The 26161-nt window shown below is 53.7% G+C and carries 20 protein-coding genes; 11 read left to right on the forward strand and 9 right to left on the reverse strand.

All coding sequences use genetic code 11. The features are described from left to right. Positions 1–579 precede the first annotated feature (579 nt). The 3 genes from ABF979_RS11155 to metX form a co-directional block, all read right to left on the reverse strand. Positions 580–1896 (reverse strand): DEAD/DEAH box helicase, encoded by a 1317-nt coding sequence (locus ABF979_RS11155; RefSeq protein WP_215751212.1) that lies wholly within the window; start codon positions 1894–1896, stop codon positions 580–582. Positions 1897–2318: 422 nt separating this feature from the next. After that, on the reverse strand, positions 2319–2918 hold the full coding sequence (metW, locus tag ABF979_RS11160) for a methionine biosynthesis protein MetW (RefSeq protein ID WP_064273068.1): 600 nt from the start codon (positions 2916–2918) through the stop codon (positions 2319–2321). Then, positions 2918–4111 (reverse strand): homoserine O-acetyltransferase MetX, encoded by a 1194-nt coding sequence (gene metX / locus ABF979_RS11165; RefSeq protein ID WP_415559811.1) that lies wholly within the window; start codon positions 4109–4111, stop codon positions 2918–2920. The genes metW and metX overlap by 1 nt, the downstream gene beginning before the upstream one ends. Positions 4112–4262: 151 nt before the next feature. On the opposite strand from metX, the gene ABF979_RS11170 reads away from it, so the two are divergent. The 3 genes from ABF979_RS11170 (at position 4263) to ABF979_RS11180 (ending at position 10304) form a co-directional block, all read left to right on the forward strand. Next, positions 4263–8006: a glycoside hydrolase family 99-like domain-containing protein gene (locus tag ABF979_RS11170; protein WP_415559813.1), complete on the forward strand. Its 3744-nt coding sequence runs from the start codon at positions 4263–4265 to the stop codon at positions 8004–8006. 405 nt (positions 8007–8411) lie between these two features. Continuing rightward, positions 8412–8849, forward strand: coding sequence for a hypothetical protein (locus ABF979_RS11175; protein WP_415559814.1), 438 nt, complete (start codon positions 8412–8414; stop codon positions 8847–8849). 174 nt (positions 8850–9023) lie between these two features. Continuing rightward, positions 9024–10304, forward strand: a complete 1281-nt coding sequence (locus tag ABF979_RS11180; protein ID WP_415559815.1) for a DEAD/DEAH box helicase — start codon at positions 9024–9026, stop codon at positions 10302–10304. 169 nt (positions 10305–10473) lie between these two features. Here the strand turns inward: ABF979_RS11180 and ABF979_RS11185 are convergent, their stop codons facing one another. The 4 genes from ABF979_RS11185 to ABF979_RS11200 form a co-directional block, all read right to left on the reverse strand. Then, positions 10474–12201: a recombinase family protein gene (locus ABF979_RS11185; protein ID WP_415559817.1), complete on the reverse strand. Its 1728-nt coding sequence runs from the start codon at positions 12199–12201 to the stop codon at positions 10474–10476. After that, entirely contained in the window at positions 12198–12419 is a 222-nt protein-coding gene (locus ABF979_RS11190; protein WP_415559819.1) for a hypothetical protein, read from the reverse strand. The genes ABF979_RS11185 and ABF979_RS11190 overlap by 4 nt, the downstream gene beginning before the upstream one ends. Positions 12420–12747: 328 nt before the next feature. Then, the gene (locus ABF979_RS11195; protein ID WP_045542135.1) at positions 12748–13386 is read right to left on the reverse strand and encodes a hypothetical protein; all 639 of its coding nucleotides are present in this window, start codon (positions 13384–13386) and stop codon (positions 12748–12750) included. A gap of 123 nt (positions 13387–13509) precedes the next feature. Then, positions 13510–13731, reverse strand: a complete 222-nt coding sequence (locus ABF979_RS11200; RefSeq protein WP_415559821.1) for a hypothetical protein — start codon at positions 13729–13731, stop codon at positions 13510–13512. A gap of 650 nt (positions 13732–14381) precedes the next feature. On the opposite strand from ABF979_RS11200, the gene ABF979_RS11205 reads away from it, so the two are divergent. The 8 genes from ABF979_RS11205 (at position 14382) to ABF979_RS11240 (ending at position 25169) form a co-directional block, all read left to right on the forward strand. After that, positions 14382–14978: a restriction endonuclease subunit S gene (locus ABF979_RS11205; RefSeq protein ID WP_415559823.1), complete on the forward strand. Its 597-nt coding sequence runs from the start codon at positions 14382–14384 to the stop codon at positions 14976–14978. A 35-nt stretch (positions 14979–15013) separates the two neighbouring features. Next, positions 15014–16540 (forward strand): type I restriction-modification system subunit M, encoded by a 1527-nt coding sequence (locus ABF979_RS11210; protein WP_415559824.1) that lies wholly within the window; start codon positions 15014–15016, stop codon positions 16538–16540. Continuing rightward, positions 16530–17672 (forward strand): restriction endonuclease subunit S, encoded by a 1143-nt coding sequence (locus ABF979_RS11215; protein ID WP_415559826.1) that lies wholly within the window; start codon positions 16530–16532, stop codon positions 17670–17672. Before ABF979_RS11210 ends, ABF979_RS11215 begins: the two co-directional genes overlap by 11 nt. 31 nt (positions 17673–17703) lie before the next feature. Beyond that, positions 17704–21000, forward strand: coding sequence for a type I restriction endonuclease subunit R (locus ABF979_RS11220; protein ID WP_415559828.1), 3297 nt, complete (start codon positions 17704–17706; stop codon positions 20998–21000). Between the two features lie 2 nt (positions 21001–21002). After that, the gene (locus ABF979_RS11225; RefSeq protein ID WP_415559830.1) at positions 21003–21740 is read left to right on the forward strand and encodes a M48 family metallopeptidase; all 738 of its coding nucleotides are present in this window, start codon (positions 21003–21005) and stop codon (positions 21738–21740) included. A 429-nt stretch (positions 21741–22169) separates the two neighbouring features. Continuing rightward, positions 22170–22742, forward strand: coding sequence for an ABC-three component system protein (locus ABF979_RS11230; RefSeq protein ID WP_415559832.1), 573 nt, complete (start codon positions 22170–22172; stop codon positions 22740–22742). Then, entirely contained in the window at positions 22739–23260 is a 522-nt protein-coding gene (locus ABF979_RS11235; protein ID WP_415559834.1) for an ABC-three component system middle component 5, read from the forward strand. The genes ABF979_RS11230 and ABF979_RS11235 overlap by 4 nt, the downstream gene beginning before the upstream one ends. Continuing rightward, on the forward strand, positions 23247–25169 hold the full coding sequence (locus ABF979_RS11240) for an AAA family ATPase (protein ID WP_415559836.1): 1923 nt from the start codon (positions 23247–23249) through the stop codon (positions 25167–25169). Before ABF979_RS11235 ends, ABF979_RS11240 begins: the two co-directional genes overlap by 14 nt. Positions 25170–25416: 247 nt before the next feature. Here the strand turns inward: ABF979_RS11240 and ABF979_RS11245 are convergent, their stop codons facing one another. Next, the gene (locus tag ABF979_RS11245) at positions 25417–25926 is read right to left on the reverse strand and encodes a hypothetical protein (protein WP_415559838.1); all 510 of its coding nucleotides are present in this window, start codon (positions 25924–25926) and stop codon (positions 25417–25419) included. Continuing rightward, the coding region (locus ABF979_RS11250; RefSeq protein ID WP_415559840.1) for a hypothetical protein at positions 25919–26161 on the reverse strand (243 nt) is incomplete at its 5' end. The genes ABF979_RS11250 and ABF979_RS11245, both read right to left, overlap by 8 nt.

Here is a 26161-nt window from a genome sequence, read left to right on the forward strand (position 1 = left end):
AATTATATTCGCATATCATAGATGTATGATATGCGAATATAATTAACTGAAAAATACTTGACATGCCTTTTAACCAATCATGCCTATCACCACAAAAATTTTGGTGGTTATTTTCTTGACCTGATTGCTCTATTTATAGGATCAAACTAACGCTTACCTAAAAAGATTATGATTAGTCTGAAACTATGCCGTATCTCGTACTGATCTGACGCAGAAGGCAGCCGTGCATAATTGGTTCCAGAACTGAACAATTTTCCGGCATCTGGCCAATCTCCAGCCGCGCTATTCATGTGCTTCCGGAAGTTTAACAGTTCAGACCTCGCGCGTCCTCAAGCCACTTTCAAGCACTTGGTCAAACTCCCCGCACAGAGTTTCTGACCAATCTCAAACAGCACTCTGAAGCTAAAAAGGCGCATCTCCGCGGATTATTCGCGCTCTGCAAGAACAACACATTTATCATTACATAAAAAAATAGTTTTAACGACATGTATAAAAAAATCTCCGCCTAACTTAATAGGCGGAGAAGTAAAAATTCCTCTCAGGACTACATACTATTATTTAATATCCACTACATACGGATCAACGACGACCCGTTGGGCGACCACCGCCGCCGCCACGACGAGCGCCATCGCCACTACGTCCACCAGCAGGAGGGCCGGAACGACGGCGACCGCCGCCATTTCCACCACCGCCCCTTTGGCCGCCACCGCCACGACCACCACCCAACACTGGCGGACGCATCGTAGAGTTTTGAGCCGCGTCAGAGTGGTAAGGATGATCGGTTACAACGGGGATAGCCTTGTCGATCTTCTTCTCGATATCCCGAAGCCACGCACGCTGCTCGGCATCGCAGAGCGAGACGGCCCAGCCATCGCGGCCAGCACGCGCCGTACGACCAATACGATGAACGTAAGATTCAGGGACATTTGGCAGATCGTAATTGAAGACATGAGAAACATCATCAACGTCGATGCCACGTGCGGCAATATCCGTCGCGACCAGGACCTTGATCGTCCCGTTGCGGAAGCCAGCCATGGCACGTTCACGCGCACCCTGGGACTTGTTCCCGTGCAGTGCTTCAGACGTAATGCCATTCTTGTTCAGGAATTCCGCAACCTTGTTCGCTTCATGCTTCATCAGCGTGAACACGACTGCACGTACGACATTTGAGCTCTCAACGAGCATCAGTGTCGCATCCTTTTTCTTGTCCGTCTCCACGAACATTACAGCCTGACGGATGCGATCAACCGTGCTGGATTCAGGTGTTACCTGAACAGTAGCGGGATCCTTCAGCAGGGAATGCGCAAGATCACTGATGGACTGCGGCATCGTTGCCGAGAACAGAACCGTCTGACGACGCGCAGGCAAAAGAGCCATGATGCGGCGGATATCACGGACGAAGCCCATGTCGAGCATACGATCGGCTTCGTCCAGCACCAGAACCTCCAAGGCAGAAAGGTCGATGTGACCCTGCCCAACCAGATCCAGCAGACGGCCCGGCGCAGCCACGAGAACATCCACGCCACGGCGCGTTGCCTCGACCTGACGTCCCTGCCCTACCCCACCGAACACGACTGCATGCGTCAGCTTCATGTGGCGTGCGTATGCAGCAAAGCTCTCGTCAATCTGGGAAGCCAGCTCACGCGTAGGGGCCAGAACCAGCACCCGGACACTCTTGGGAGCTGCTGGGCGGCGGTGCCGCAGCAGATAGTCCAGAATTGGCAGCGCGAACGCAGCTGTCTTACCCGTGCCGGTCTGGGCCAGACCAAGAAGGTCACGACCTTCCAGCAAGTAAGGAATAGAGCCAGCCTGAATCGGCGTTGGCGTGGTGTAACCTTCTTCAGCAAGTGCTTTCTGAAGTGGCTCGGCAAGTTTGAGCTCTGCGAAACTGGTCATGGACCCCTCCTGAGGGATAACAAGGCCTGGCTCGCACAGCTAGTTCGCACTTTATGCACGAAGAAAATGCCTGCTTTGAGCCTAGAGAGTTGATGAAAGACGAACCTTCACACCGAGACGCAGGCACACGGCTGGACATGCGCGGAAGCCCGAGAGCCTTCGCACATTGCCCACTTCACTTTTCCTGCAAGAATCAGGGAAGCAAAGCACCTTGTGCCAAAATCGACCAGCATGACGAAGAAACCGTCAGCATCTCCCTGCTTTCAGGCAGAGATATCTGCAAACGGATGTAGGGCAGCTTCCCCTGCCTCGCAAGGGAATTGAGGGCTATGATTTATAAAAAATCATTATTATTTCACGTGTTTTGCAAAACAGTGAAGCTCCCGGGCATGCACAATGCACAGAGAGAAAAGAACCGCCCCCTACCCGCGACGCAACAAAAAGAGTGCCTGCTCACCAAAGAGATTTGCGAAGCGAATTGAACGCCGCCAAGGCGCTTTCAACCCATCCTCATCAATGGCAAGCCATTGCTGCACAATATATCCCTCTTCCTCACACAACGCGAGGAAATCCCGAATAGTGCACGGATGTATGTTGGGCGTGGAATACCAAGGCGTACTCCACACTGATGTCATCGGCATGCGGCCGGTTGTCAGAAGCTGCAAACGCAACCGCCAATGACCAAAATTCGGGAAAGAGATGATGGCGTGGCGCCCTATGCGCAGCATCTGCCGCAACACTTCTCGAGGACGCTCTACCGCCTGAAGCGTTCTTTGCAGAACAACATAGTCAAACGAGTCATCGGGATAGTAGGACAGATCGTGATCTGCATCTCCGTGCATAACCGGCAGACCATGCGCAACGGACTGCGTCACGCTCTGCATGTCGATTTCAATGCCGCGAGCGTCGCAGTTTCGCGTCCGATACAGATAATCGATGAGCGTACCGTCACCACTTCCGACATCCAGAACGCGGGCCCGGGTTGGAATCATCTCCGCAATCAGACGCTGATCCAGCCGCATCAGACCCCCTCCACTTTCGTCAGACCTGCGTGCTCAGCCGCACCATTCAGGAACCCCCGAACCGTTCGATCCAGATCCGGCTCGTCCAGCAGGAACGCGTCATGCCCACGATCACTCTCGATTTCCACAAAAGAGACGTTTGCGCCGGCTTTGTTCAACGCCCGCACCAGAAGACGGGACTGAGACGTGGGGAAAAGCCAGTCTGAACTAAAGGACACAACGCAAAAACGCGTCTCGCACTTGCGAAACGGTGCCGAAAGATCGCCATCATGCTCGGCGGCCAGATCAAAATAATCCATCGCCCGCGTTACTGTCAGATACGAATTTGCATCAAACCGGCGCACGAATGTTGAGCCCTGATGCCGCAGATAACTCTCAACTTCGAACATCTCACCAAACAGAGAAGGACTGCTGGCTGCCGGCACAGCCGTTGGAGCTTCACTTCGAACTTTACGTCCAAACTTCCGGCTCAGAGCCTCCTCAGACAGGTAAGTAATGTGGGCCATCATCCGAGCGACCCCCAGGCCTCGAGCTGGAATGGCGCCAAAGTCTCTGTAATGACCATCATGCCAGTCAGGATCTGCAAAGATCGCCTGACGGCTAACCTCATTGAATGCAATATTCTGGGCTGAGTGGAACGGCGACGTTGCAATCGGCAAAGCCGCAAAGACGCGCTCTGGATAATCGGCAATCCACGTCAGGGCCTGCATCCCTCCCATGGAGCCGCCTACGACAGCAAAAAGACGCTGGATGCCCAGATGGTCCAACAGGCATGCCTGAGAGGCGACAATGTCGTGCATGGTGATGGGAGGAAATTCACTATCCCACGGCCGCCCGGTCTCTGCCCGAATGGACTTCGGCCCAGTGGACCCCATGCATCCGCCCAGCACATTGGGGCAGATGACAAAAAATCTGTCCGTATCGATCGGCAGGCCAGAGCCCACCATGCGGCTCCACCAGCCCGACTTGCCAGTCAGTGGATTAGGCTCCGCCAGATACTGATCTCCGGTCAAAGCATGACAGACCAGTATGGCGTTGCCGCGATCAGGCGCGAGGGTGCCGTATGTACAGTAAGCAACTTCAAGCGGCGCAAGATGAACGCCGCATTCCAGATCCATCCCCTCTTCCAGGTACATGGTCTGATGCGTGTAAACGGGACTATCTTCCTCAAAGGAAGACACACTGCGGTCCATCAGTCTTCCACCTCCGATGCCGACGGGAGGGCGTCGATGCCCTTCGGGGCCGACGGTATGACATTCTCCGCCCTCAACGGCAAATCACCCTTCTTATTGACGATAAATTAACGCACTTGAAATTCATTAAGAAACAGTAAAAAACCGTTTCATGCTTCACACTCTCCCGGATTCATCCAGCCCAGCCGTCTCCGCAGCCTCGGATGCTTTCGCACCAAGCGCGCTTCAAATTCTGGGATACTCCGGGGTGTTTGATGCAACATATTATCTGAAGAACAATCCAGACCTCCAGAACCTCGGAACAGCAGCTCTTCGGCATTATCACCAGCATGGCTGGAAAGAGGGTCGCAAACCCAATCCGTTTTTTGATCCTCATTGGTATGTCGCGCAAAATCGGGACGTTCTAGGAGATCCACTTTTACATTACGTCACAAAAGGCGAGAAAGAAGGCCGCCGACCAATCGGCTGGTTTGATCCTGGCTGGTACACTCAAACTTACCCCATTCCGCAAGGGATGCTGGCGCTGGCTCATTACCTGCTCAACCGCCATACGCAGAAATTAAAGCCTATTGCTGAGTTTGATCCGGCTTTTTATTTAAAAACCTATCCGGATGTAGCCGCCGCCGGCCTCGACCCGCTGGAACATTACATGATCCAGGGCTTCCGTGAGGCCAGGCAGCCATTTGAAGGCTTTGATCCAGTTTACTACCGGAAGAATTATCTTCGCCATGCTCCGGACAGCAATCCGCTTCTCCACTATCTGGAGAACAAGAACCGTTCGGGAATTCATTCTTCATGCCCGCCGAATGAAGTCACAGTCTTTCGGGAGGTTCGGCGGCGTAGCGCGCCAGGCCCCTCCTTTGAGGATTTCAACCCACTTCCCCAGAGCGCGATCAGACGCGCCCGTGTCCTTGCGTATTACTTGCCCCAATATCATGCCACAGCAGAAAACGATAAATGGTGGGGCAAGGGATTTACAGAGTGGACCAATACGTCGCGCGGACTGCCCCGCTTCGCAGATCATTATCAGCCCCGGATTCCGCGTGACCTGGGTCATTACACTCTGAATTCTCCAGACCTTCTGGACCGTCAGGCCCAAATGGCCAAGGCCGCCGGAATTGAAGGGTTTGTCTTCTATTTTTACTGGTTCAATCAAAAGCGTCTGCTTGATGGGCCGCTGGAAATGCTTCTGGCCAACCCTCAGATTGACCTTCCATTCTGCTTGATGTGGGCCAACGAGAACTGGAGCCGCCGCTGGGACGGGTCAGAAGATGATATTCTGATTGCCCAGCATTACAGAGATGCGGATGACATCGCTCTCGTAGACTGCTTCTCCAGACATATGCACGATCCCCGATATATCAGGATCGGGGATCGCCCCCTCCTCATGGTGTATCGCCCTGGAACTATTCCCAATGCACGACAGGCCTTTGCGCGCTGGCGTGAACTCTTTCGGGAAAGACATGGTCTCAACCCCATATTTATTATGGGACAGGCTTTTGGAGATGAAGACCCTCATTCCTTCGGTGTTGAAGGAGCCATTGAATTCCCTCCGCACAAAGTCGTTTCCGACTGCCGCCTCATCAATGAAAACGTTCATATTCTTGACGAAGACTTCAGAGGGCAGATCTACGATTACGCGGATATTGTAGAAAATGCGCTCCGACAGCCAAGCCCGTCTTTTCCCCTTATCCGCACAGCGGCGCCTTCATGGGATAATGACGCACGACGTCAGGGCAACGGCCTCGTCATGCACGGGTCAACTCCTGAGCTTTATGAGAAATGGCTCAATGGCCTCGTCAACTCCGCGCAAAAGAACCGCTTTTTTGGGGAACCCATTGTCTGCATCAATGCGTGGAATGAATGGGCAGAAGGTGCCTATCTGGAGCCAGACGTTCATTATGGGAGCGCCTATCTGAATGCCACAGCCAGAGCCTGCACCGGCTTCAAAAGCTCCTCAAACAAAGTGCGCCTGCTGCTGATTGGGCACGATGCTTTTCCTGCCGGCGCGCAAAAACTCCTTCTGGAGACAGGTCGGACATTCCGAAGATCTTTTGGTGTCGATATCCGCTTCATTCTGCTTGAAGGCGGCGCAATGATGGAAGACTACCGGGCCATTGCCCCTGTTGAAATCCTGCCTCCTACAACTGGCCATGCCATGGCGCGCCTGAATACGTTGCGGGCAGAAGGTTTTGAATACGCAATATTAAATAGCGCGGCATCATCAGCCATTGCGCCTGCACTGCATAACAATGCAATCACCTACACATTCCTCGTTCATGAGTTGCCCCACCTCCTGCAAAGCCGAGATCTACGGAAAACCATGCGGGACGCATGCGAGGCGGCACAATCAATTGTCGTCCCCGCACACTCCTGTGCAGCGCGCCTAGGATTGGAGAAACACCCTCACATAACGATCCTGCCGCAGGGTCTGTATGATCAGACAACCTTCAACCGGCCTTCCCGGGAAGCGCTTAGATCGCAGTTGGGCCTTAACGCTCAGGATCTGCTTGTCATTGGCGTTGGCTACGCGGATATGCGGAAAGGCTTCGACCTGTTTCTCCAGCTCTGGCGGAAACTCGCCGGGCAAGCACACTGTGTATGGGTCGGCGCGATTGATCCGGTTCTTCAGGATGGTTTGAGCACCGAAATCGATCATGCCCGGGCAAGCGGCACCTTCCATATGCCAGGTCGTGTTCATAACGTTGCGGACTGGCTGTCTGCTTCGGACGTCTTTACTTTGACCTCGCGCGAAGACCCCTACCCTTCCGTCGTCCTGGAAGCTCTGGCATCAGGCCTGCCCTGTACGTCTTTTGCAGACAACGGTGGCATTCCAGAGCTTCTTAAAAGCCTGCAAGACGACCCGACAACATGCAATACAATTGTGCCATTCGCCGATGTCAGAGCCATGAGTTTGGCAGCGCTGGAACTTGCCCAATGGTCAAAAGGCCGCACTCAAACCAGCCGACAGGACGCGGCACGCAAACTCGGGAAGTCCTTTCTTTTTCGCCCTTACGCTGAGCAACTTCTGCGACTGGCTGCGCCAAAAGTCCCATCAGTGTCTGTCGTAGTCCCCTCTTACAATTACGCTCGTTATCTGGAGGCCAGGCTTGTCTCCATTTTTACGCAGACATTTCCAGTCCTGGAAATTATCGTTCTCGATGATGCATCGACAGATAAGAGCGTCGAGATCGCGGTGGATACTGCTGCCGAGTGGGGACGTGACGTTCGCATCATCAAAGGCAGACGCCCTTCCGGATCGGTCTTCGCTCAATGGCAGAAAGCACTCAAACAGGCACAAGGCGAATGGGTATGGATCGCGGAAGCAGATGATCTCTGTGACCCTCACTTTTTGGAAAAACTTGTTCACGCTGCGCATCAGTGCCCGAACACGGTCATGGCATTTTGTGATAGCCGCTCAATAGATGAGAACGGCGCACCGCTTTCCGCATCATATCAACCATATTGCATGGAAGCATCCGGGAACCTCCTTGAACACGATGGGCAATTCAGTGGACGAGATTTTCTCCAAACATGCCTGTCTGAGCGTAATCTGGTTCTCAATGTCAGCGGCGCTATTTTTCAAAAAACAGCGATGCAAGCCGCTTTAAAGAAATGCAAGAAAGACTTGGCAGTCTTGAAAGTCGCCGGAGACTGGCGCGTTTATCTTGAGCTTTTAGATAATAAGGACGTTAGTGTTGTTTATGTTAGCGATGCCATGAACATTCATAGACGGCATCAATCGTCTTCGACCCATACGCTCAATCAAAATACTCATCTCGAAGAAATAAAATTCATGCATGAGCTTGTTTCAAGGAGATTACATTTTTCTGACGGGCAAGCTGAAAGGCAAAAGCTTTATCATCAAAAAGTTCGTCAGCAATTCGGTTTGTAATTTTATAGGATGGAATTCCAAGAAAAGCTTCCATCCGTTACCGAGACAAACAATTATTCTATACAAAGACGGATGTCACAGACGTATCTGATAACTTCGGTCAAAGAACCATCGCATGAGTTTTGCGAAATAAGAGAGTTACCTCGGCGCCGGCGAACGCCTGAAACGTCCAGCACTTGGGTGCGTTCCTGGATGCTATGGAACAATCCCGATTTCAGCAATGAGAGACTGACGCAGATCCATACCTACGTCAAAGACGTAAATATAGATCTATTTTCTACTTATTACTTCACAATGATTATTAGTTGCGAAGTCAAACAGAAAAAAGTGTTTGACGGGTGGCAGCCTGCTTGACGCCCAAGCATTTCATAGCCCCCTATGACACATCATATTGTGAGGTTAGCCATGGCACAGTTCTCGATCGGCGATCATGTTTCGGACCTCAAAGGCGCCCATGACGGCAAACTTGTCGAGATTGAAGGTTCCACTGGTTATGTGATGCAAAGCAATGGCGTAGAAGTCGAATTTCCGCTGTCCCAACTCAAGCCTTACGAACCTCCAAAAGTCTCTGAAATTCGGACCCTGTCTGGCCCTTTGCGAGACAGACTTCTAACTCCTGCCCAAAGGACGTTGCTGGCTTCCGTTCCACCTTCCCTCATCAATGCGATCGCTAAAAGTTATGATGCGGGCAGTGATGGTGAAAGCTCGCGTCCGCCTTTCGCAACACTACCAGAGTCAAAAAGACTGGAAGCCATTCGTATTTATCTCCCTACGCTCCCGCAGCGTCTTTTAGCGTCTCATATGAATCTGGTGGTGGCGATGCGAGATATCGCAAAATCATGAATTATTAGGTGGGAGTACTTGTAAGAACCGCAGGAGATGTGACGCGCGCATAGAGATAAAAGAACCGATTGAACGCGTTGACCCCGCTTAGCATCACCCGTAAAACTCCGCGTTCTGAAACAGCGAAGCCCAACCAGGCGCAGCATTATTGAGCGCCGGAGGCGCCGCGTGTCCATGTCCATGACTTTCGCCGATCTTTCCTTGGCGCCGACTCTCCTAAGCGCTCTGGCTGAAGAAGGATATGTCACACCTACCCCTATCCAGGCACAGTCAATTCCTATGCTGCTGGAAGGCCGCGACCTCTTGGGTATGGCGCAAACTGGCACAGGCAAGACGGCATCTTTTGCGCTCCCGCTACTCCACCGTTTGGCAGCCAACTCTCGTACAGCACCAAAAGGTGGCGCACGCGTCCTCGTACTCGCACCAACACGTGAGCTTGTTTCCCAGATTGCAGATGGTTTTGAGAAGTTCGGGCGCAATCTGAACCTTCGCCTAACAACGATTTTCGGCGGTGTCAGCCAATTTCATCAGGTCAATGCACTTGAAAATGGCGTGGACATTATTGTCGCCGCTCCAGGACGGCTTCTGGATCTTATTGAGCAGGGCTTATGCGATCTCTCGCAACTTGAAGCGCTTGTACTTGATGAGGCCGATCAGATGCTGGATATGGGCTTTGCAAAACCAATCGAGCGTATTGTCGCAACGCTGCCGAAAGATCGGCATACCGTTCTGTTTTCAGCGACAATGCCGAAATCTATCACAGCGCTGGTCGAGAGCCTTCTCCGCGATCCAGTAAAAGTCGAAATTGCGCCTCCATCGACCACCGTGGACCGAATTGAGCAGTCGGTGATGTTTATGGATGCCGCCCACAAAAAAGCAGCTCTTCTCGCACAACTCGAGACACAGGATGTTGGTCAGGCTGTTGTCTTCACACTTCAGAAGAACATCGCCAATGAGGTCTGTGCCTTTTTAACCGAGGCAGGAATTACTGCTGAAGCTTTGCATGGCAACAAATCTCAAGGGCAGCGAGAGCGTGCACTCAATGCGTTCCGCGAGGGAGTTGTACAGGTGCTTGTCGCAACAGATATTGCTGCCCGCGGCATCGACGTCGACACAGTCACACATGTTTTCAACCATGATCTCCCAAGCCTACCCGAGAGTTACGTCCATCGCATCGGTCGTACCGGCCGCGCTGGGCGCAGTGGTTTCGCCATTACCCTTTGTGATGCCGAACAACGTGCGTGGCTGCATGGTGTGGAACAAGAGATCGGTCGCACATTAATGGTTCACACCGATCATCCTTGGCATTCAGAAACCGCACGTCACTCAACCATGAGAGCACCCGTGCTAGGCGGCGGCCCAGTCAAACAGGTCAAGCCGCAGGTCAAGCGTGAGCGCAAGGTCTGGACCGAAGAAGAAAAGCTTGCCGCACGTGAAGCAGCCAAAAGAGCTTAAGAACGATTTGCTTATAGCTTTACCTGCCCATGGAGGGCTTAGCGGATAAGCCAGCATCAATTAAACACTTGATGCTGGTAGCCCGGGTATATGACACCAGCTAATTCCAGAATTCACATACTTTTACCAAACGCGAAAATTACTGCAGGAAGCCTTTCCGTCTGTTTCCTTAGTAGTTTCTACCTAAACTCCCCGCAACACGAAAACCCCCGCTGTCTCGATGAGAGAGCGGGTTTTTTGGAACTGTATTGGTGTGGTTGCGGGGGCCTGCGACCGCCGCCGTCATAAAACGAGGTTCCCTCTGGTTTGCGTCGGCATGGGCGAGATCAAGGATACCCATCAACTCGCCGCGTAGAGAGATATGAACCTCGCCCCGCTTCTCGCCGGGGTTGAGCACGATCCCACCAATCAGCGAGCGAATGGCCTCTGCGGCCTCCCTGCCCCCATCCGGGTCGTCCAGCGCCTCGGTGAACCGCTCTACGTTGCGCCGGTAGTGGGTGGCGATGTGGGGATGCATATCGGGAATATCGGCAGGTGCTTGCGCCAGACGCTCCATGATGTCCGCCTTCTGGCGTTCCAGGTCATCCATCCGCGCCTTCATGGAGGGCTGATACATCCCCTCCTCAATGGCGGCGATGATGCCTTGGATGCCACGCTCAATCTTTTCCAACGCCTTGCGGTCCGCGACGGCCTGTCCGCGCCGTTCGTGGTTGAGCCGATTCACTTCCTCCGCGAATGCCCGCACCGCCTCGGCTACGCTGTCAGACGATACCAGCCGGTCTTTCAGTCCCACCAGAACCCGCTCTTCGATCCGTTGGCGCGGGATGGTGCGGTTATTCGCGCAGGTGCCCCGGCGATGGTGGTTCAGACAGCCGAACCGGCTGTTGACGATCAGGCCCACCCTACCACCACAGCAGCCGCAGGACAGAAGGCCGGAAAGAAGAGAGACAGGTCGGTTCGCCAGATGCAGCCGCCGGGCGCGGCCTTCCAGCGTGTTCGTCGGGCAAGGGCCGACTTTCTCCTCTATGGCCTTCTGTCGCAGTCGCACCGCCTGCCACAGGTCATCATCCACGATTTTGAGATGCGGAACTTCGGTCTTGACCCACTGGCTTTCTGGATTGGGGCGGGACACCCGCTTGCCCGTGTTCGGGTCTTTGATGAAGCGTTGGCGGTTCCACACCAGCACGCCCGCGTATAACTTGTTGTTTATGACCCCAGTTCCGCGCGAGACATGGCCCCGGATCGACGTATCACCCCAAGCGCGGCCCAGCGGGCCGGGGATACCCTCATTGTTCAACGCCACAGCGATCGATCGGGGGCTTTGCCCGGCGGCGAAGGCACGGAAGATGCGGCGGATTACCTCAGCTTCCTCGGGGATGATCTCACGATCCCCCCGGATCGCCTCGCCATTGGCGTCTTGCTTCTTCACCACGCGATATCCGTAGCAGAGCCCGCCACCAGCCTTCCCCTTCTCCACCCGGCCCCGAAGCCCGCGATGGGTTTTCATGGCAAGGTCTTTGAGAAACAGCGCGTTCATCGTGCCTTTCAGGCCGACATGCAGTTCCGAGATTTCCCCTTCGGCCAGCGTGACGATGGCGACGCCTGCAAAACGCAAGTGTTTGAACAGGGTCGCGACATCAGCCTGATCGCGTGAAATGCAGTCCAGCGCCTCGGCCAATACCACATCGAATTTCCCGGTCTGCGCATCACGAAGTAACACCTGAATGCCGGGCCGCAGGATCGTGCTCGCCCCTGAAATGGCAGCATCCTGACACATGCCGCCGATCTGCCATCGCTCCCGCGCCGCGTGCTCACGACAAAGGCGGAACTGGTCCTCAATCGAGCTTTCACTCTGGTTATCTGAGGAATATCTAGCGTACACCGCAACTCGGCTCATGTGCAATCTCCTTCTATCCGAACCTTTTTGGCTTGGTCCTTTGCATTACTGGGCCCGTTGTCATTGGCGGCGGTCAGCGTCGCGAAGTGCTCCCGTGCCATTCTGCGACCGATAAGACTGGCAACTGTAAAAACTGCTTTCTGCACAGCTTTTTCGACACCTTCCGGCGTCAGATTGTCATTCGCGGCAGTGTGCTCTGCCACTTTAGTGTGAGTCATTGGCTTTCCCCTGTCTGGAGCGCATGACGCCACTATTGCACACCGGACTTTAGTAGCCTCCGAAAGGCACGCTACCTCAATTTCATATGCCACGAAAAAGTGATCGAAAATTCTTAATATTTTTTATCTTTATTTTCAGCATATTGCGCGTTTTTTCGCGACTATTGGATGCTATGGAACACCCCTTCCAAGAATCGAAATTTAGAGCAAACTCCGAACCTCTGAAGAGACGGGCCAGCCGTCATGGGCTGACCCGTGTCACCGGATAAACGCTATCCGCTAATGTCTCTATTTTTCCTTCGGTAATTCATTCTTAAACAGGAATGAGTTATGCATATTTTGCCCGCTCAATAGCCTGACGCACCCGCTCTGTCTGCGCGGACACATTGCAGACCTCATCGATATGGATCACCTCTACAGGTGCGACTCCCATGTAACGCATCAGACGCTCCTCAATGCCAATACGGAATTTCTCAGCATTTTCAGAGACCGACTGCCCGGCACTCGTAACGGTCCCGGCAACCTCAATGTACACTGTAGGATGCCCTTTGAAATAAAGACCGAAGTCGGCAAATCCTCTGTTTCCCAACTCCCGAATGGGTGGCTGAACCATAATCGTGAGGCCGCTTTCCTGTTCTTGCAGCAAGCGCCGATAAACAGCCAGTTCCACAATGGAGCCGATCCGGTAGTTATTGACGCGAACCTGCTCCTGCCAAGCAGGGAGATCCCGATGATACGCTGTCACACGCTGACGAAAGGTGCGCCATAAGGCCTTGTCGCGGTTATATCGGGCAACCAGTTCGTGGCCTCCATCACAGAACTCCAGCATCTGCGGCGTCGGCGTCACCAGCAGATCATGAGAAAGCTGCGCGTAACGCTCAATGTCATTCGGGCGGAAAAAACCAGTAAACATCCAGGCTGGAAGAGCATTATTAAAACGATCATTGTTCGGTAAAGCGGGTGTCATTTGAAGTGTCCGTAAGGTGAACGCACGTTCCCCATTACTCAGCGAGCATTCTGAGAACATGCGTGTATTATGAAAAGGGAAAGTTAAGCTGTAGCGGCTTACTGCTCATTCGCAGCATTGGCTTCAGTCATCGCGGGAAGAGGCATCACTCCCCAGCACCCTGTTGGCAACCAGCCTGACCTTGTGGCCAACCATGCGTGTCAGGATGACCACGCCTTCCAGGACACTGTCATCCACGTTACCGGCAAGAGCCTCACTAACAGCAAAATCAAGCAGCCTGTGCAGGGCGACAATTTGCATGAGGTCCACCTCGGTGGCGGACGAAATCGTAATACGATCAGACATTGTTTTCTCTCGTTCAAAGCATGAAGGAACGAGACGCCCCAACCCAATCCTCACTCCCCGACGATGCAGAGAACAAAATCCTATGGGGAATTTAGGGTCGTGCGCCTCAAAAGCCCCCAGTCCTGAAAAATGACGCCGTCACACCCGTCATCAGGGCGCACCGCAGGTGCAAGAGCAGTGGAAGCGGAGAAAAAGAGCGGCTTTGATTTTTGCGTCGCAAAAATGCCGCGATAGAAAAGAAAAAAACGTAGCGATTTCATAGGCTTGCGCAGCATGCATATGAAATTGAGGTAGCGTGCCCTCACACACGCAAAAGCCAGGACACGCCGGGAAAAGGAAAAATGGCTGTTTTCTGCCGTTTACCAGGAATTGTGACACCAACGACGCTTTGCGTGACACCTGTCATGACACCGCAGATGACAGGCCCTGACGGGGGCACTGGCTCCATGACACCATTTGAGGAGGCATCATGACGCCGTCATTCCGGCCTCTCAGAGAGCACCAAAGGTGCGATAGAAGTGACACCCAAGTGACACCGTCATGACGCGTCATTACCCCATAAAGACAAAATTTTCGGGAGCGTTTCTCTGCACGAAAGCTAATGGCAAAAACCTGTTGACGGTGCCCTCCCGATCGCCTACCAAAATCACATGAAACCAAATGGCGCACAGAAAATGGATTTAGTGGCAGTCGCCAGCATCTCGGCGGGGCACCCGTTCAGAGGACGGATTGACCCCGTTGCGGGAGTTGAAACAGCTGTCGTGCAGATGCGGGACACCTCCTCTTCAGGAGTGGACTGGACGTCCTGCGTGCGCACCGAGGTAACCGGACGGCGTGAGCCAGACTGGCTGCGTCCGGGCGATATTCTCTTCCCTGCCCGTGGCAATGTGTCTCAGGCAGTTCTGATCGATGAGAGCATTGGCAGCCTTCAGGCTGTCGCCGCTCCGCACTTTTTTCTGCTGCGCGTGACACGTTCCGACGTGCTGCCCGCCTATCTGGCATGGTGGCTCAATCAGGAACCGGCGCAGCGGTATCTGGAACAGAATAGCCAGAGTTCGACCTTGGTCCGCAACATTGCCCGGCCGGTGCTGGAAGCCACGCCCGTCGTGCTGCCTCCCCTGCCCCGACAGGAACAGATTGTGGAACTGGCCAACGCCATGCAACGCGAGGACGCGCTTCTGCACCGCCTGCGCCAGACCAACCAGCAGATCATGACCGGGCTTGCCAGAGACCTTCTGGCAGACTGATATTTATCACATGTTTTGAAACAGGATTTGAGTTCGTGACCGAGCAGATTTCACAAGATACCATCAACAAGGCGCTGTGGAACGCCTGTGACACCTTTCGCGGCACTGTCAGCCCCGACACTTACCGGGATTACGTGCTGACCATGCTGTTCCTGAAATACATCTCCGATGTGTGGCAGGACCATTATGACGGCTACAAGAAGGAGTATGGCGACAATCCTGATCTGATCGAAGCCATGATGGCGCAGGAACGCTTTGTTCTGCCGAAAGGTGCCGATTTCTACACCCTCTATAAAGAACGTAATACGCCCGGCAATGGCGAGCGGATTGACAAGGCGCTGCACGCCATTGAGGAGGCCAATGGCACCAAGCTGAAGGACGCGGGCAAAAGCGTGTTCCAGGACATCAGCTTCAATTCTGACAAGTTGGGCGATGAAAAGCAGAAGAACACCATTCTGCGGCATCTGCTGGAAGATTTTGCCAAGCCGGACCTGAACCTGCGCCCCTCGCGCGTTGGCAATCTGGATGTGATTGGCAATGGCTATGAATTCCTGATCAAGAATTTTGCCGCCAGCGGTGGGCAGAAGGCGGGCGAGTTCTATACCCCGCCGGAAGTGAGTGAACTTCTGGCCCGTATTTTAAGCCCTCAGCCGGGTGAGAGCATTTGTGACCCGGCCTGCGGCTCGGCCTCCCTGCTCATGAAGTGCGGTAAGCGAGTGACGCAGAACCACAACGGCAGCAGGGACTACGCCCTGTATGGGCAGGAGGCCATTGGCTCGACATGGTCCTTCGCCAAGATGAACATGTTCCTGCATGGCGAGGACAATCATCGCATTGAATGGGGCGACACCATCCGCAACCCCAAGCTGCTGGATGATAAAAACCACCTGATGCGATTTGACGTAGTGACGGCCAACCCGCCCTTCAGTCTCGACAAATGGGGGCATGACGAGGCGGAACAGGATGTGCATCATCGCTTTGCCCGTGGCGTGCCGCCCAAGACCAAAGGCGATTACGCCTTTATCCTGCACATGCTTGCCACCCTGAAAGACCGCACGGGCCGCATGGGTGTGGTGGTGCCGCATGGCGTGCTGTTCCGGGGCAGTTCGGAAGGCAAGATCCGCCAAAAGCTGATTGAGGAAAACCTACTGGATGCCGTGATCGGCCTGCCAGAAAAGCTATTCTTCGGCACAGGGATTCCTGCCGCCATCCTGATCTTCCGTAAGGACCGCAAGACGAAGGACGTGCTGTTCATTGATGCCAGCCGAGAGTTCAGGGCGGGCAAGAACCAGAACGTGCTGACCGAAGAGAACATTACGAAGATTGTAGACACCTACCGTGCCCGCAAGGACGTGGAAAAATACGCTCATCTCGCCACGCCGGACGAGATCAAAGAGAACGACTACAACCTGAACATTCCGCGTTATGTCGATACGTTTGAGGAAGAAGAGGAAATCGACCTGAACGCTGTTCGGGCCGAACGGGCGGAAATCAAGGCGGAACTGAGCAAGCTGGAAGCGCAGATGGACGCTTATCTGAAGGAGTTGGGTTATGCTTCCTGAGGGGTGGAAAAATGTTCAACTGGGCGAAATTTCCAAAGTCACGGGGGGAAAACGACTTCCAAAAGGCGGTATGTTAGTTTCCCACGATACAGGCTATCCGTATATCAGAGTAACAGACATGTTGGATGGCGGAGCATGCATTTCAAATATAAAATATGTTCCAGAGAATTTGTCAAAAGCCATTGAAAAATATAGAATATTCAAAGATGACCTATTTATTACTGTAGCAGGAACAATAGGAGTTATCGGATCAATTCCAGATGAATTGAACGGAGCAAATTTAACAGAAAATGCTGATAGAATTTCAGAAATAAAAGCAAACAAAATTTTCCTCATGGAATTTCTTAGATCACCTTTTATTCAGTCATACATTGAAAATGTAAAAACCAACAATGCTCAACCAAAATTAGCTCTTGAACAGATTAGAACTTTTCCAATCCTCCTCCCCCCTCTCCCCGAACAGAAGAAGATCGCGGCGATCCTCTCGACGTGGGATCGTGCGATTGAGGGGACGGAGAAGCTTCTGGCCAACAGCCAGCAGCAGAAAAAAGCCCTCATGCAGCAACTCCTCACAGGCAAAAAACGCCTGCCGGGATTCACGGGGGAGTGGAAATTATCCACTCTAGCCGCGTGTTGTAAGCCCCAACAATGGACAACGATCTCTTCCAAAGATCTTACATTTTCAGGATTCCCCGTTTACGGAGCGAACGGTTTTATTGGATATTTTTCCGAATATAACCACGAAGAGGACACTGTCACAGTTACATGTCGGGGGTCCACCTGCGGAACAGTGTCACTCATAAAAGGTCCTTCTTATATTACCGGGAATTCGATGTGCTTAGACCAAGTCAAAAAAAACTGTAGCCATATTTATTTGTATTATTACTTAAATCATCGCGGCCTTAAAGATATAATTTCTGGATCTGCTCAACCTCAAATAGTTGGGAAAGCAATCCAAAAAGTCAGCGTCCGCCTCCCCCCCTTCCCCGAACAAAAAGCCATCGCCGCTGTCCTGACCACAGCGGACGAAGAAATCACATCCATTGAATCCGACCTCTCACGCCTGCGTCAGGAGAAGAAAGCCCTGATGCAGCAGCTTCTCACGGGCAAGCGCCGCGTGACGGTCGATTAAGTCATTTCAGTTTACAGGATATTTGAACATCATGGTTTCTGCCCCGAAATTTCAGGAAGAATACAGCGCCAAACTGCCTGCACTGGCTTTGCTCAGCACGCTCGGCTGGCGGTTTCTGCCCCCATCCGAGGCACTGGCCTTGCGGGGCGGCAGGCAGAGTGCGGTGGTGCTGGACACACTCCTGCGGGCGGAATTGAAAAAGCGGCGCTTCACGTTTGAAGGCCAAGAACACAACCTGTCTGATCAGGCCATTGATGCGCTGGTGTCGCACGTCACGCATCCGGATTTTGTTTCCGGTCTGCGCGATGCCAATGACAAAATGACCACGCATCTGCTGTTCGGTATTGTTGCACATGAACGCATCAATGGACGCAAGGCCAGACCCACTATTCCGCTGCTCGACTGGCAGAACCCGAAGAACAACAGCTTTACCTTTACCGAAGAATACAGCGTTCTGCGCACGGATCTGACGCAGACGCGCAGGCCGGACATCGTCTGCTTCGTCAACGGCATTCCGTTGGCGGTGATCGAGGCCAAGCGCCCCAATGGGCAGCCGGGCAAAGGCCCGACGGTGGAGGCCGGGATTTCCCAGAGCATCCGCAATCAGAACAAGGATGAAATCCCCCAGCTTTTTGCCTACAGCCAGCTTCTACTCTCCATCACCGGGCATGACGGGCGCTATGGCACCTGCGGCACGCCCAAAAAGTTCTGGGCAAGCTGGAAGGAAGAGGACATCCCCGAAAGCCGGATGGAGACGCTCAAGAACACGCCGCTTTCAGGGGCCCAGAAAGACGAGCTGTTTGCCGAGCGAAAACCATCAGACCGGGCGTGGTTCGAGGACTGGGCGTCCCGCCCGCTGCATGTCACGGATCAGGACCGGCTGCTGATCGGCCTGCTCTCGCCCGATCGCCTGCTGGACATGGCGCGGTTCTTCACGCTGGTCGACCGCAAGGCAGGCAAGATCGTCGCCCGCTATCAGCAGGTTTTCGGCATCAAGCGCCTGCTGGAACGCATCAAGTCCCGCCGCAGTGATGGCGGGCGTGAGGGCGGCGTGGTCTGGCACACCACCGGGTCCGGCAAGTCCTTCACCATGGTGTTCCTCAGCCGCGCCCTCATTCTGGATGACGACCTCAAACAGTGCCGTATTCTGGTGGTGACAGACCGCAAGGATCTGGAACGCCAGTTGAGCACGACCTTCTCCACCGGTGGCGAACTGGCGGACAAGAAGGACAAGGAAGAGGCGCTCGCGACCTCAGGCCGCCGTCTGGCGCAGCAAATCGGGCATGGGCAGGAACGGATCATCTTCTCGCTCATCAACAAGTTCCACACCGCCACCGCTCTGCCCGAATGCCATAATGACAGCGCGGACATCATTGTGCTGGTGGATGAAGGCCATCGCAGTCAGGGCGGTGAGAACCATGCCCGCATGAAGCACGCCCTGCCCAATGCCGCCTTCATCGCCTTTACCGGCACACCGCTGCTCAAGGGCAGTGAGACCACGAGCCGCTTTGGCAGGATCATCCATTCCTACACCATGCAGCAGGCTGTCTCGGACGGGACCGTCACCCCACTTCTCTATGAGGAACGCAAGCCCGATCTGGATGTGAACGACCGCGCCATTGATGCCTGGTTCGAACGCATCACGCAGGGGCTGACCGAAGAGCAGGTCACGGACCTCAAGAAGCGCTTTGCCCGCGCCAATCAGGTCTACAAGGCGGATGACCGTATCCGGCTGATCGCCATGGATCTGGCCACGCATTTCGACAACAACATCGACAAGGACCTCAAGGGCATGCTGGCCTGTGACAGCAAACTCTCCGCCATCCGCTACAAGCAGTATCTGGATGAGGTCGGTCTGTTCGAGAGCGCCATCGTCATGAGCCCGCCCGATACGCGCGAAGGCCATACGGAAGTGGATGAGCGCAAACAGCCCGAGATTCAGACTTGGTGGAAGGGCAATGTCGGCAGCCAGAGCGAGGATGACTACACACGCGGCGTCATCGAGCGCTTCGAGAAAGACCCGGACCTCAAGCTGATCATCGTGGTCGACAAGCTGCTGACCGGCTTTGATGAACCGAAGAACGCGGTGCTCTATATCGACAAGCCGCTGAAGCAGCACAACCTGCTCCAGGCCATTGCCCGCGTGAACCGGTTGCATGACCAGAAAAAGCACGGGTTGCTGATTGATTATCGCGGTATTCTGGCAGAGCTGGACACCACACTGGCCCGCTATGACGAACTGGCAGCCGAAAATGTTGGCGGCTATGACCCGAAGGACATTGCCGGGCTCTATAGCCAGATGAGCACGGAATACCGCGAACTCCCTGCCTTGCATAAAGCTTTATGGGCCATTTTTGAGGGCGTGAAAAACAGAAGCGACCTCCAGCAGCTTCGTGCTGTGCTTATGCCCCGCATGGTAGAGGAACACGGCCAGATGGTGGACGTGAACCTCAAGCGCCGGGATGATTTCTATGAAGCCCTGACAAAGTTTGCCGCCTGTCTGAAAGTGGCGCTGCAATCCGTGGCGTTCTTTGAAGACACCAGCTTCACGGAAAAGGACCGCGCCACCTACAAGGAGACGCTGAAGCAACTGACCAGCCTGCGCCAGATGGTCATGCAGGATACGGGTGAGACAGTGGATTTCGACCAGTATGCCGAGCAGGTCAAGAAGCTGCTGGACCGACACGTAGCCGGTGTGAAGGTGCATGAGTCTGGCGGCCTGTATGCAGTCGGCAAGATGGGGCAGAAGCCGGAAGACAACGAACCGGAAACCTGGAGCGAGGAGAAAACCCGCAACGAGACGGATCTGATCCGCACCCGTGTGACGAAGATGATCGACCACGAGATGCAGGATGATCCGTATGCGAAAGAGGCGTTCTCGGCCCTGCTGCGCAAGGTGATCGAGGAAGCGGAAAGCCTGTTCGACCATCCCCTCAAGCAGTTCATGCTGTTTCAGGAGTTTGAGGAACAGGTGGCCAACCGCAAGCTGGAGAATATCCCGTCTGTTTTTGACGGGCACCGCCATGCACAGGCCTATTATGGCGTATTCCTGAAAACGCTAGCTGCCATCTTCAACCACAGGCAGACGGATGAGGAGAAACAGCGCTGGATTGATCTGGCGTTCGAGATCGATACAATCGTTGACAAGGCGGTGCGGGAAAACTCGCTGAGCCGTCCGGATATGGAAAAATCGGTCAGGAAAGAACTGCTGCCGCTTCTATTCAGCACGGGCCAGAAAGCGGGCTTTGGTGTGGACAAGGCTCAGGAGGTCATCGAGCAGGTCATTCAGATCATGCGGGCCGGACCTGCTGATACAGTACGTGGTTGAGCATGGGCGACAAGGAGCACCGCATTCTGACCTATGGGGGTGAGCAGATCCAGGTGAACCTGCTCCATTGTGCGCATCCCGGCACGACGCTGCGGATCAAAGTGCACCCTGACCTGCGTGTGGAGGCTTCTGTGCCAGACGGCACGACAGAGGCTGATCTGGAGAAAGTGCTCCGTCAGAAAACCCGCTGGATCTGGCAAAAGCTTCGGGACTTCCGGGCGGTGCAGGAACATGCCACGCCGCGCGCCTATGTCAGCGGGGAAAGCCACTTCTATCTGGGGCGACGACATCTCCTGAAGGTTCAGCATCAGCCTGATGCGCCAGAGACGGTGCGGATGTTGCGCGGACGGCTGGAGGTCTCCGTGCAGGAACGCAGCGCCTTACGGATTCAGAAGCTGCTGGAACTCTGGTATTTTGCGAGGGCACAGGATGTGTTTCGGACACGCCTGGGCGCGCTGCTGCCGTCAGCACTCTGGGTCACCACACCCCCAGCCCTGAAACTTCAGGTGATGCAGACCCAATGGGGAAACTGCTCACCGGGCGGGACCATCACGCTGAACCCTCATCTGGTTAAAGCTCCGCGTGACTGCATTGATTACGTGATCCTGCATGAACTGTGCCACCTGAAAGAGCATAACCACGGACCTGCTTTCTGGTCGCTGCTGGAACGCGTGATGCCGGACTGGGAGCGACACAAGGCCCAGCTGGATGGGATGGCGGAAATGATGCTGCAAAAATAGAGCTCTTTGACCGCAATGAGAGGGGAGTAGAATGTCAGGTTCCACCGTCACCGAGCCCTGCATCGGACATTGCGACACGAGAGCCTGTTGGCCTCTCACTGTCACTTATGCAATCTGGATACCTCCCCATATCGAGCATGGGGCCCGCTCCAGCGATGATTTAGAAGGTTGCAGACGAAGTTTAATATCCGTAAGATATTAAAATGCTCAATCTGATAACACAGCATTGGTCCCAAATAGTCAGCTTCCTAGCGGGTCTTGCAGGCGGTTCTTTTCTGACCTTGCACATCAACCGTGATCAGCGAGCAAAAGGACAGGCTGTGATTTCCGATCAACGCCGCTCCCGGGCGGGAGGGGATATTGTGGGACGCGATAAGGTAACAACCGCGACGCCAACGCGGCAGTCTCCCAGCGATTCATAGCAATCGCATGATCGGTGGCAGAGATCAGGCCGGCGCCTGCGCAGGAAGCGATCTCGTCGGTCGTGACAAATTGACCAACATCACTGTTGATCTGCGCCGCCCTGCGGGGAGTTCGAAAATTGATGCTCTAAAAGCACGCCTGCTTGCCGAAATAGCTAAGGACGCTCAGGTCGGCGAAATTATCAATGACTTACAGCGTTACCACAATCGGCGCCGGTCTATCGATGGTATAGAAGGCTTGGAGCCGAAACTGCGCGCCGCGGACCGTGACGCCGAGATACTAGACGCCCTTGAACAAAAGGAGATGTTTGCGAAGCTCCTTGATAAATGGGCCCTTTACTCCTCGGCACAGGAAATTTTTGTGCATCTTCTGTCGTTAGCCGTACATGAATTCCGAATGCAGATACAACCGCTACTCGCTAATCTTGATCGGCAGACCTACAATGATCTTGTTACCAATAGGATTGTCCGGCCATTGATGGATGAAGTCGGAGACTGTCCGCTCAGCATGGATGCTATGGTCACCATGGGGCTATACTACTGGCTGGCCGAGCAGTGCTTCGTACGGTGGCACGCATGATACAGCTCACTTATGAACCTGCATTCGATCCTTTGCACTCTATATTCCGTGCGCTCCGATTGAGACAGGGGCTTAGGACGGGCTTGCCCCTCCCTCGTGTTCTGTTCCGCATTCTTGATTTCTACCTTCTATTTCCAGAAAGTTTAAAAAACATAAGGTTGCGCCCTGAACATCGGAGCTTAAAAAATCAGGCTGCTGCTACGAAGCGTGCAGCATCATATGGTCCGCGACCTGAAGACGCGATTCTATTCGAACGCATGCAGCCTTACCAAGATGCAGCAGTGAACACACTGGCGCTTCAAGGATTTTTCTCAAACGACGAGTTGGAGGCAGACTGGGTAGTACCTAGCGAGGCAAATGCTCCGGCCGCCCTGACCGATCGCCTACTAGCAGTCAATGCTGCGGAGGAAAGTCTGCTGGCTGCACTAAATACATTAGCATCTGATTACCCGCTGGACGGAGTTAACGGGATCAAGCATCGCACCGGATTGTTGGAGTATCGATATGATGCAGTTTGACCCAGCGCTGCTTGTGACCCGCATGGTGATCCAGTCCCATTCCCGTACCGTCTATGATGAGCCGTTTCATTCCGGACTTAACATCATTCGCGGTGAGAATGCGTCAGGAAAATCGACGATCCTTAACTTCCTTTTCTATGGTCTAGGAGGCGACCTGTCTGAGTGGAGCGACGCGGCACGGCGTTGCACGCGAGTTATCATCGAGGCAGAACTTAGTGGAAAGCCCGTCACACTCTCGCGAGAAGTGAGCCAGAGCACCCGTCAGCCGATGGATGTGTTTGGCGGTCCTTATGAGTTGGCTCGGAAAGCACCCTTAAGTGAATGGCTGCGTTATCCGTATCAACGATCGCAAAGCCGCGAAAGCTTCTCGCAGATGCTTTTCAGGCTTCTCGAACTGCCTGAGGTAAGGACTGAGACCAGCGGCAACGTTACTATCCATCAAGTACTCCGGCTGCTTTATGCCGACCAGTTGTCGCCCATCGATGAACTCTTCCGTTACGAGCCATTCGATTCGGCATTGTTGCGCGATGCAGTAGGACGCCTGCTGTGCGGCGCATACGACGGGTCTCTGTACGAGAACGAGCTTAAGTTGCGTGAGTGCGACAAGGAACTAAACGTTGTTAGTGGCGAGTTGCGCAGTCTGTTTTCCGTCCTCGGGCAAACCGGAGAAAGCCTGACGCGATCCTGGATCGACGCTGAACGGGCGCGCATACTCAACGAACAGATTACTAATCAAAAAGAAATCGAGGGAGTAGAGGCCAAGCTATTCCAGACGTCGGACATGGATCAAGTATCACGGGCTGCGTATGAAAAAGCTTACAAAGAAGTGCAGCACTATCAGGAGAAGTTGACGAGTGTGAGGACTCGGAGAGATGCAAACGCTTTAGAAATGGTAGACTCTGATCGATTTATTGCCAGTTTGGAAGAAAAGTTGACTGCCCTCGGCGACACGTCATTAATTGCTGAAGCAATTGGCAATACTCAGTTCCGCTTTTGCCCATCATGTGACGCTCAGCTAAATGAAAGCCACGATGTAAAAAGCTGTCACCTGTGCAAGTCGCCGTTCGATCCTGACCGTTCCAAGCGTCGCATTGCCGCCCAAATCAACGAGATTGTGCTTCAGGTCCGGCAGTCACGCTTGTTGCAGGCAGAGCGCATAAAAAGGCTAGAAAACCTGGATCGGCAGTTGACTGAACTCGAAGGGCTCTGGCGAACCGCCTCCGCGCGACTTCGGGAATTGTCCCGCCTGCCATCTTCGGAAGCGCAAGAACATCTGCGGCTTCTACAACGTCAAGCCGGCTATCTTGATCGGCAATTAGAGGACTTGGAGCAACGTGCGAAAATAGTCGATCTCTTAAATGCTTTATCAATGAGAAAAGAAGATTTATCTGCAGAGATTGGTCGTCTACGCATGGCGATCAGCACAGCGCGAGCATCACAGCAATCCAGATTTGAATTCGCAAAGAGAGAGATATCTCAGGAAGTGCTTGGTCTTTTACACGACGACTTGTTGCGTGAAGAGGCTTTTGAAATTTCGAAGCATGTCGAATTCGATTTTGCCGCCAATCGGGTCAAGGTAGACGAACAAAGCTATTTCTCCGCAAGCTCGAGAGCCTATCTAAAGACCAGTTTTGCTGCAGGATTTCTTTTTGCGGCGACGAAAGACAGAATGTTCCGCCATCCACGCTTTTGCATGATAGACATCGTGGAAGACAAGGGAATGGAGCCAGATCGAACCAGAAACCTGCAATTACAGTTGGCTAAAAGGTGCGAAAACGCGACATCAAAACATCAGCTAATTTTTGCAACCTCTATGATTGCGCCTGAGCTTGAAGATGATGGATTTACAGTAGGCCGGTTTTCTACCCGTCAACATCATACATTACAGTTTTCTGACGGGCAGGAGTAGCTAATTCAGGTGGACGTTTTCCGGCGCTTCAGTAGTAGCCGACTTTGAATGTTGGACTGTCCTTCAGGCGGTATCCAACGATGATCATAGATGGGTGTCGTCGCGATGTTAGCATCGCCCGAGCCTTCCTTGGACTTTGGCAATGTCTGCTGATGTCTTAAATGAGGCGACTGCTGCCTGTCTGCTTGGCGTGCGCCAACTCTCCTTCTCTGGTGAGAAGGAGAGCCGGTTCATTAGTTTACCCGTTTCAAACTTTCACCCAGAAGCGTCCTGTTGCTGACCGCCGTGTCTCCCACCCTGCCTCCCTGAGGCTGTCGGGCAGGTCTTTTTCCAATATATCTGGAACGGCTTTCAGGATTTCGGCGATTGTTGTCCGGTCTCGCCCAGCAAGATAGGTCTCGAGACTCACAGCCTGTGGCAGTGCTGAGAAGGAAGGCATCGGGATTTCCTCAATCCGGATGCATTCCTCCTCCTCAAGATACTCTGCCACCCTGTGTAACCCGAGAAATTTCACGCCAGACAGCCTGTCTTCGGCATAGAACCCCCACCCTGCCGCATCAGCAAACATGTCCCAGAGCCTCTCCACCACCAGGGGTGGAAGATGCTGGAGCATAGTGAGCCTGTTGATCGGCTCCCACCGGAGATGTTCGTCCGGCTCCCCGACGATCGCTTCGATCCTGTCTGTGGTGACATTGAACCGGATTCGGCCCTTCATTCGGGCAAGGATTTCCTCGCGCATTTCCTGATCTTCAGACATTGCCTGGTTTCCTTCGATGAGTGTTGAACAAACGATCGGAGAAACCGGTTGAGGCGGCCCTGTAGGCCATGGCGATGCGTACACGCACGTGATCGCCCGGCCCTCTTTCGAAGGTCGAGACGTGGATAAGTATCTGATAAGCCAGTATTTCATGGCAATCAGCAGTCGATTGTGAGTGATTTATGATGGAAGTGGTTGCGGGGGCAGGATTTGAACCTGCGGCCTTCAGGTTATG

Origin of the sequence: Gluconobacter sp. (assembly GCF_047723935.1) — a bacterium.
In the GTDB taxonomy this organism is placed as follows: domain Bacteria; phylum Pseudomonadota; class Alphaproteobacteria; order Acetobacterales; family Acetobacteraceae; genus Gluconobacter.

Excerpts from the sequence above, each read along its gene's own strand:
- ABF979_RS11245 (WP_415559838.1), bottom strand. The coding sequence starts at position 25,926 with ATGTCTGAAGATCAGGAAATGCGCGAGGAAATCCTTGCCCGAATGAAG.
- ABF979_RS11190 (WP_415559819.1), bottom strand. The coding sequence starts at position 12,419 with ATGACTCACACTAAAGTGGCAGAGCACACTGCCGCGAATGACAATCTG.
- ABF979_RS11195 (WP_045542135.1), bottom strand. The coding sequence starts at position 13,386 with ATGACACCCGCTTTACCGAACAATGATCGTTTTAATAATGCTCTTCCA.
- ABF979_RS11240 (WP_415559836.1), top strand. The coding sequence starts at position 23,247 with ATGATGCAGTTTGACCCAGCGCTGCTTGTGACCCGCATGGTGATCCAG.
- ABF979_RS11205 (WP_415559823.1), top strand. The coding sequence starts at position 14,382 with ATGAAACCAAATGGCGCACAGAAAATGGATTTAGTGGCAGTCGCCAGC.
- metX (WP_415559811.1), bottom strand. The coding sequence starts at position 4,111 with ATGGACCGCAGTGTGTCTTCCTTTGAGGAAGATAGTCCCGTTTACACG.
- ABF979_RS11175 (WP_415559814.1), top strand. The coding sequence starts at position 8,412 with ATGGCACAGTTCTCGATCGGCGATCATGTTTCGGACCTCAAAGGCGCC.
- ABF979_RS11225 (WP_415559830.1), top strand. The coding sequence starts at position 21,003 with ATGGGCGACAAGGAGCACCGCATTCTGACCTATGGGGGTGAGCAGATC.
- ABF979_RS11155 (WP_215751212.1), bottom strand. The coding sequence starts at position 1,896 with ATGACCAGTTTCGCAGAGCTCAAACTTGCCGAGCCACTTCAGAAAGCA.
- ABF979_RS11220 (WP_415559828.1), top strand. The coding sequence starts at position 17,704 with ATGGTTTCTGCCCCGAAATTTCAGGAAGAATACAGCGCCAAACTGCCT.
- metW (WP_064273068.1), bottom strand. The coding sequence starts at position 2,918 with ATGCGGCTGGATCAGCGTCTGATTGCGGAGATGATTCCAACCCGGGCC.
- ABF979_RS11235 (WP_415559834.1), top strand. The coding sequence starts at position 22,739 with ATGATACAGCTCACTTATGAACCTGCATTCGATCCTTTGCACTCTATA.
- ABF979_RS11170 (WP_415559813.1), top strand. The coding sequence starts at position 4,263 with ATGCTTCACACTCTCCCGGATTCATCCAGCCCAGCCGTCTCCGCAGCC.
- ABF979_RS11215 (WP_415559826.1), top strand. The coding sequence starts at position 16,530 with ATGCTTCCTGAGGGGTGGAAAAATGTTCAACTGGGCGAAATTTCCAAA.
- ABF979_RS11200 (WP_415559821.1), bottom strand. The coding sequence starts at position 13,731 with ATGTCTGATCGTATTACGATTTCGTCCGCCACCGAGGTGGACCTCATG.
- ABF979_RS11180 (WP_415559815.1), top strand. The coding sequence starts at position 9,024 with ATGTCCATGACTTTCGCCGATCTTTCCTTGGCGCCGACTCTCCTAAGC.
- ABF979_RS11230 (WP_415559832.1), top strand. The coding sequence starts at position 22,170 with ATGATCGGTGGCAGAGATCAGGCCGGCGCCTGCGCAGGAAGCGATCTC.
- ABF979_RS11185 (WP_415559817.1), bottom strand. The coding sequence starts at position 12,201 with ATGAGCCGAGTTGCGGTGTACGCTAGATATTCCTCAGATAACCAGAGT.